The sequence below is a fragment of the Leptothoe sp. PORK10 BA2 genome (assembly GCF_034932105.1).
Classification (GTDB): domain Bacteria; phylum Cyanobacteriota; class Cyanobacteriia; order Phormidesmidales; family Phormidesmidaceae; genus Leptothoe.
Genome location: NZ_JAYGIG010000090.1, coordinates 1 through 6,734 on the forward strand (window position 1 = coordinate 1; position 6,734 = coordinate 6,734).

The 6,734-nt window shown below is 49.6% G+C and carries 10 protein-coding genes and 1 pseudogene; 5 read left to right on the plus strand and 6 right to left on the minus strand.

Translation table 11 applies throughout. From position 1 onward, the window contains the following. Nucleotides 1-70: 70 nt before the first annotated feature. The 5 genes and pseudogenes from VB741_RS14375 to VB741_RS14395 all read right to left on the minus strand — a co-directional run bounded on the left by VB741_RS14375 (nucleotide 71) and on the right by VB741_RS14395 (nucleotide 2,977). Nucleotides 71-520, minus strand: coding sequence for a hypothetical protein (locus VB741_RS14375; protein ID WP_323365874.1), 450 nt, complete (start codon nucleotides 518-520; stop codon nucleotides 71-73). Next, nucleotides 444-893, minus strand: coding sequence for a hypothetical protein (locus VB741_RS14380; protein WP_323365875.1), 450 nt, complete (start codon nucleotides 891-893; stop codon nucleotides 444-446). The genes VB741_RS14375 and VB741_RS14380 overlap by 77 nt, the downstream gene beginning before the upstream one ends. A gap of 118 nt (nucleotides 894-1,011) precedes the next feature. Beyond that, entirely contained in the window at nucleotides 1,012-1,521 is a 510-nt protein-coding gene (locus VB741_RS14385; protein WP_323365876.1) for a hypothetical protein, read from the minus strand. A gap of 1 nt (nucleotide 1,522) precedes the next feature. Continuing rightward, nucleotides 1,523-2,287 (minus strand): annotated as a pseudogene (locus VB741_RS14390) (ParA family protein). 144 nt (nucleotides 2,288-2,431) lie between these two features. Then, on the minus strand, nucleotides 2,432-2,977 hold the full coding sequence (locus VB741_RS14395) for a hypothetical protein (protein ID WP_323365877.1): 546 nt from the start codon (nucleotides 2,975-2,977) through the stop codon (nucleotides 2,432-2,434). Between the two features lie 282 nt (nucleotides 2,978-3,259). Here VB741_RS14395 and VB741_RS14400 point away from each other — a divergent pair, with 282 nt between their 5' ends. The 5 genes from VB741_RS14400 to VB741_RS14420 all read left to right on the plus strand — a co-directional run bounded on the left by VB741_RS14400 (nucleotide 3,260) and on the right by VB741_RS14420 (nucleotide 5,638). After that, on the plus strand, nucleotides 3,260-3,784 hold the full coding sequence (locus VB741_RS14400) for a hypothetical protein (RefSeq protein WP_323365878.1): 525 nt from the start codon (nucleotides 3,260-3,262) through the stop codon (nucleotides 3,782-3,784). Next, nucleotides 3,781-4,128, plus strand: a complete 348-nt coding sequence (locus VB741_RS14405; protein WP_323365879.1) for a hypothetical protein — start codon at nucleotides 3,781-3,783, stop codon at nucleotides 4,126-4,128. The genes VB741_RS14400 and VB741_RS14405 overlap by 4 nt, the downstream gene beginning before the upstream one ends. Nucleotides 4,129-4,142: 14 nt before the next feature. After that, nucleotides 4,143-4,643: a hypothetical protein gene (locus VB741_RS14410; protein WP_323365880.1), complete on the plus strand. Its 501-nt coding sequence runs from the start codon at nucleotides 4,143-4,145 to the stop codon at nucleotides 4,641-4,643. Then, nucleotides 4,609-4,986 carry a hypothetical protein gene (locus VB741_RS14415; protein ID WP_323365881.1) on the plus strand — a complete coding sequence of 126 codons (378 nt, stop codon included), beginning with the start codon at nucleotides 4,609-4,611 and terminating at the stop codon, nucleotides 4,984-4,986. Before VB741_RS14410 ends, VB741_RS14415 begins: the two co-directional genes overlap by 35 nt. 349 nt (nucleotides 4,987-5,335) lie before the next feature. Next, nucleotides 5,336-5,638 carry a hypothetical protein gene (locus VB741_RS14420; RefSeq protein ID WP_323365882.1) on the plus strand — a complete coding sequence of 101 codons (303 nt, stop codon included), beginning with the start codon at nucleotides 5,336-5,338 and terminating at the stop codon, nucleotides 5,636-5,638. A 704-nt stretch (nucleotides 5,639-6,342) separates the two neighbouring features. On the opposite strand, the gene VB741_RS14425 is transcribed toward VB741_RS14420, so the two are convergent. Then, on the minus strand, nucleotides 6,343-6,734 hold a 392-nt coding region (locus VB741_RS14425; protein WP_323365883.1), incomplete at its 5' end, for a hypothetical protein.

Consider the following 6,734-nt stretch of genomic DNA (forward strand, 5'->3'; position numbering starts at 1 on the left):
GTTACCGCCTCGACGCTCACGGCGGCGGCCTAATTCCTCCTAAGCTGATGATACCCTCATATGCTCACCTTCAAGAAGTTGAAAGCTTCTGTATCAACTGATACGATTTGAATTTATAATTGCTGCTATCGTTCACTTCCTCTTGCGACTCGCCGCCGATGGTGCCTTCCATCCGGTTTAGCTCAAAGCTAGCTAAGGTCTCGTTCGCCATGTAAGTTTCTTGCACAATCGCAGGTAGCGTTGAGCGATCATTCGGTGTCCCTCCCGTCAGCCGATATAACTCAGTTACATCGCAGTCGAATAATTCCTCAGTTTCCGCCTGGATCGAATCACGGATTGCATCCGCATCACCACCATTAGCATCGATGGACCCAGTAAATCGACGAAAAACCGTAGCTCCGGTTGAGCGCTTGCGGTGGGCGATTTCGGCTTTCTTAAATAGGTCAAGCTGCTGCGAGCTGTCCGAATTCGAAGGCTCCAGGGAGTGCTTTTCTTGTTTCCAAAAGTCCGAGAAGCGCATCTATTGATTCCTTTTCTTCGTGGGCACAGCCGTCTCTGAACAGAGTGCGAATACCTTGCAAAATCAGGTCTAGACCATTTTTGTATTCCAGAAAGGCATCCAGAATTTCAAACCGGTATTCGTACAGCGGTTGGGTAGGTTTGAAGTTGAGATAGTGGGTAATTAGTAGAGAGCTATCGAGCAATGTATCGTAGCTTTTTTGGGCTTCATACCGAGCTAGGGCTAAAATCCATGTTTTCTTATAGCGTCGGTCGCCAAATTGCTTTTTGATATCCATGCCGAACTCATCGGGTGGCGACGTTAGCTCACCTTTCCAGGAATGCAGCGACGTCCACAGCCGCTCTACTCGCTTTTTGAGTTCGTAGATTTTCATAGGACAATTGTATCAACAGCCTTTCATCGAATCTACTACCACTTGTAAATATTTTTGTTTGGTTAACGGTAACCTGTATGATTCAGCTAATTACACAATTATATAATGATGTAATTAGTTACTTATATTTCTGCATCTGTACATAAATTCGCCTGAGTTTTCCAGCTTCCTTGCGTTCCTGCATCCTTTCATTGCCAAGGGTTAAGGTTTTATCCATTAACTCTTTATCATCCTTGGCGATCAGGTAAAGGGCTTCGAGTAATATCTCGATGCTCAGCTTTTTATCCCGAACGAACTGCTCAATTTCAGTGTCGAGCTTTTCTTCAAGGCGGATATTGCGGCGCTGGCCGACGGTGATCAGTTCATCCATTTGCTTGGGCAAGGTGGGCGCTTTGATCACCACGGCCGTGGCTGGTTTGGCCTGCTTAGTTCGAGTTTCCTTTGGAGCCGGTGCAGCTGGTTCAACGGGTATAGCTTGTGTGGCTGGTATCGGTGTCAGGTTGTCTACAACGGGTTCTGCTGCAGGCTCATTCTGGGCACTGAGGGAGGTATCGCGGTTAACCTTGGGTCGCTTTTTCTTGCGAAAGGCGGCTAAGGATGGGTTTTCGACTGGATTTTTATCGGGCATGCTAGACCTCCTTTAGCTGGTTGATGATCACCTCAAATGGATAGGCGAGGTCTGGCTGACCTAGGTCTTCGAGTAGGATGCCTTGACTGATGGCTTTTTTGAATACTTCAGACTCACGAATGGAGGGCAGAATTTGCTCTTTGCCGACTTCGCCGGTTAGAGCATCAATCACCATTTGGGATTCGTTGGTGCGGGTACGGCCTACCCAGCGATCGCGAAAGGGGATGATGCCCATAATTTCAGCATTGCTGGCTCCGTCTTCTTTGAGTTCGTTAATAGCATTGAGGGTACGCACCAAAGAGCCATATCCTTTGACGGTACATTCTGCCGGGATAAGCACCAGGTCAGCGGCCCCAATGATGGACTTACAAATTTGGGAGCGCTGGGGTGGGGAGTCAAGGATTACGAAGTCGAACGTTTTGGCAGCGGGCTCCAATCGTTTTTTGAGAGATAGGGCACCGATACCGCTGCTAGCAAGGTAGTCTTGCACCTGGTCGAGGCCATCATCGGATGGAATGATGCAGAGGTTTGGGCAGTCAGTTGTGTAGACAGCATCGTCAAAATTGACTTGCTTACGTTACAGCTCTAGTAGTGTGGGCTCGTCTTCTTCGACATTGTGCTTAAGAAAAATAGTCAGGTTTGACTGGGGATCACAGTCAACGGCCAAAACGGAGTAACCTGCCTTGGCCAGGTACTTTGAGAGTAGGACGGCAACTGTGGATTTGCCCTGTCCTCCACTAAGGGATAATGAGCAAATTATCTTCATAGTTAATTACACAATTAGACAAGAGTATACATATCTGATTGGCTTTTTAGTTTGAATGTTAAGCATGATTCTGTGTTTGCGGTGCAGCTGGTTCAGGTAGAAACTGAAATCACAACCATTGCCGGACTAGTCAGTTTGCAACCTCTAAGCCTTTTCCGTCTTCCATGTATTCTCAGCCCCAGATTTACCAGACTTCGTAAACCGATAGCCAAACCGTTCAAAGTCCTTAGTCGGCACAGAGTTACTACCCAGCAACGTTGCTAACTCACTGCTGGGCAACAGCCAGCCTCGCTCAGCTACCTTGTCCAGCCACTGGTATCGACCAAAGGGCTCACTTTCCGTTGCCTCGCGTATGGATCTGAGGGTAGGGGCTTCATCACCGGACAATTGATTCTTTTGTATGGCAGACACTGTCTGATGGGTGTCTGGTGTGATCGATGTCTGAGTTTGGGCAACGACATCGGCGGCAGCTTCTTCCGTAATCAAGCCGTCCTCTGAAATAAGGCGATGCATTTCGTCTAAGCAGCCGAGAACAGCTTGATTAACGTATGCCTTGACTCCAATTTTGAATGGGGCTAGGTCAGGATTTAGACCTTTAAGGGCATTGATCCGCGCGTAGACCTGTGATCTAACGATTTGGTATCTGTCTGTGAGTTCAGCGACTGGAAAGTCAGTATCTTGTCTACGCATCTCTTAATTCTTTGTAGGTTCCTTTGTAGGATTCTTTGTCTTGATTGAGATTCCTGTAAATTAAAGGTTTCCCCGATATGATTTTTATTTTTTGATGGTTGTCTGTTGATTATTTTGGAGGTTGTCCGTACAATCTATGTACAAATTCTGAACGCTTGTCGGACGTTGGGCGAACAACAAGCGTTCAGAACGCAAACCCTTGATGGACAAGGATTAACACATGATCATATAACCGATCCGGCGATTGATCGAACAATTGCCGAACAAACTGACGTACAAACTTTGTACACCGCTGTACAAATTGCTGAACAGTTGAACATTAGCGAGGCAACGATCCGCAATCGTTGGTTTGAGTGGATTGAAAAAGTAGTCCCAGAGCCCCTATTACGGCAGGGTAAGAATCAATATACTCAGCTAGCATTGGAGCTATTTAGTAAGTTTGCCACTGTGGAACTTTGCGATCGCAACCAATGGGTCGCCGACACCAAAGCCCGCTATTCCCACGAATGGGAAAGCGCAGGCGTCATCGAAGGCGAACTGATGCCCGAGGCAGTGGGCAACGTCTTAGCTTTGCGTCACACCCAGACCCATGAGCTAGAGCTAGCCGTCGCTCAGCAGCTGCAGCAGTTGGAAAGCCTGATCGACCAGGCCAACACCGCCGAAGGCAACCTATCGGAAGCTGACTTAAAAGCTGCCGTTACCCGTGGCCAGCAACGGGCCGTGATGCTCTACCAAGCGGAGCTACAGGCCGAGCTGCAAACGATTAACTCGTTGAAGCAGCGGCGCATGGGCGGTGGGCAACCATGACGCGGAATATTGTGGGCCTGATGTGGATTGCCTTGGCAACTACTGGCTGCCCTGAGTTAGACCTGTTAAGACCTGCGCCGGTGGAAGCGGTGGAACCCTCCGCCGCGCCACCGCCTGGCCTACAGCCCTATGGCGTGGATGGTGAGCTAAGCGAAGCGGATATCAAGGCATTGCTGTATCTGCAATTTCCCCAGAGCTACGATGCCATCTCTCAGCGGTTTGGTTTTCCAGCCTATCGAGATAGCATTTCTGACTATTACAAGCTGCCCAATGGTCGATGGGTAGCGATTCAGTACGCGGGTACGACGGTAACAGGTCTTAAATTCAGTGACTCAGGGGACTAGGAGCACGTTAATCTATGGGTAGCACCACAGTATTAGATGCCATGAAGCTGCCGGAGCTAAAAAAACGAGTTTGGCGAGTATGGACCCGGCTCAATAGTTGGAAAGGTGAGTTGACTAGCATCCCTGAACGTTACGTTGAGGATGTGAAACATTTTGGTGATCGTAGGTATAAGGCAACATGGGTCAAAGCCTTAGCCCGGTTCGAAGCCATACGCACCTATGAGACCTGCTTAGATGGGTGGGCTTTAATTGCCATTAACTTCAACTTTACCCCGGCCCACCGAAACTACGAGTTCAGGCATGAGATCATCGATGAGTTTTTGATGTATCCCGATGGATTGGAGATGATCAGAGATGGCCTAGAACAACTATTTTCATCTGATTTTAGCCATCAAGAAAGAGAGAATGTTCATGGCTTTTATTCCCTGGTGGAAGAGCGAGAAAGACAGCATCGAGGAATCGGCATCTCAGTTGGACCTGTTGAATCAATCGCAGGAGCTAGCGCCGCCTCGTAAACGAGTTGATGGGGCGATTGTTTTTAAGCGGTTTACAAAATCGATTAAAGACAATGGTGGTGACGATGAAGTTTATCAGGATGCTATTGAAGCTGAAACTGATGAGCTGTTTGGTTGTACTGTACGTGAGCTTTATCAGAGTACAGGTGGCAAACGTAATCGTCGCGATACATTACCCCAGCCTGCCCAGGAGGCTTACATGGTGAATGAGTCGTTATCGGCGAATGAGCTGGAGCGCATGCACGGTACCATCGGCGGCGAATCGCAGGATGAGGTTAACGACCAAATCAAGGCGGTTGTGCGGGAGCAGGCCAAGCAAACGCGGAAGTGGTTGCCCTGGTAGGTGGTTCAGGAGTTGCGATCGCAACTTCCTAACGCCGTAATCTACTTAGCGGCAGCTATCCTAGACTTAGTATTAGTACTAACTCAGCCCCGGCAACCGCTGGGGCTTTTTGCTGGCTGCCGTCGTCCGTAGACCTACTTCTACCCAGCAGAATTCCCACCACCACAGCTGCCCAAGTCTACCCGTTATAGGCAACGCGTCAAGCCAAGCTTGCAGCCTCCGTTACGTAGCGGCTGCAGCATCGCAACAGCGCTTAAACTCCGGCTACAAGTACGCTTGACGCTGCGTTATCCCAAATAGCCAACGCGTTGCCATTGGGTAGATAGGGCGCGTTGCGTTGGTTAGTTTTATGCGTTCAGTTCCATTTGAGTTTGTTTCTGGTTTAGCGTCTGAGTTTGGCGCGGTTGAGTGCGCCTGGCGCGAGTCTGAGCGCTCGTTTACGGGCTACGTGGCCGAGTGTTGGTTTGCCCAGCTGCCGTCAGCGTTTGCGGCCAAGTGGTCCGCTGTGGTGGGCTACTCGGTGTTAGTGCGTTCGGTGGCCGGTGGGCCTGGTCAGTTTGCGGTGTCGGTGCCGGTGGTGGTGCCTCAGGGGCAGGTTGTTCTACGCGGGGGGCAGCGGGGTGGGCGCGTTCGAGTGCGGCTGGTGCGCTAGCGGGGTGGGGCTGCGGCCCCTTTTTTTGGACGAGAAAGGGCTACTGAAACATTATGATAAGTCCTATTCCAACCCAGATACTGCCCATAAATATCGGCAGAAGGTTCCACGGAAGTAAGAAGTGCAATCTTACGCTGTTCTTGTCCAGACCCATGATGATATCAGGATATTTGGAATACCTCTCAAGCTTGTGAAGTGCTCTTACGCTGCAACGGAGACTATATCCAATAGAGAGACACGAGACTAATCCTGTAATGCAGATGAAAAAGGTGGCCACGGGAGATTTGTCCCATAAAAATCCTATGGATGTGAAAAGAAGTCCTTGTAACGTCCACATCCAGGTCATCCGATGATTTAGAAGGTTATTCTCTTCAGAAATCATCTGCCTAATGACTTCGTCGGATAGGCTTTTTAGTAGTATTTCATTGCTTTGATCCATGGAGGATAGAATTTTCCTTGACGATACTCTAAACATAACTCGATTAAAGTGGAGTCATTGCAAGCGATTAGCAGATTCATTTTAGATAATCACGCAATTGTGACTCCCACCCCCACAAAAAAGCCCCTGCCGTGGCAGAGGCTTAGACGTGTGTGTAGGGGAGAGTCTGATTAGAGAAGGGTGCCTCACGAAAGGTAATGAAGCTTCACTGACGCACGGAGACGCGCTAGGCACCCAAACTTGGTTAGCCTAAGCGTCTGCCCCGTCAGCGAACGACGGACTTAGTACGAGCATCCAGCGCATCGAGGCGAGCTTCCTGGATGTTGTCTACAGATTTGGTCCGAGCATCCAGCGCATTCAACCGCTCAGCCTGAATATCTTCAACGGCTTTGGTCTGGTTGTTCAGGTGCTCAATCCGTAGCTTGTGAACGTCGTTCTTAGTCCGAGCATCCAGGGCGTTTAGGCGCTCAGCTTGGATATTCTCGACAGCCTTAGTGCGGGCGTCTAGGGCCTCTAGCCGAGTCGCTTGGATATCTTCGATGGCTTTGGTCTGGGTGTTTAGGTGCTCGATGCGTAGTTTGTGGACGTCGTTCTTGGTGCGGGCGTCTAGTTCTTCGAGGCGAGTGGACTGAATATTGAAGCTAGCGGGCTCAACGG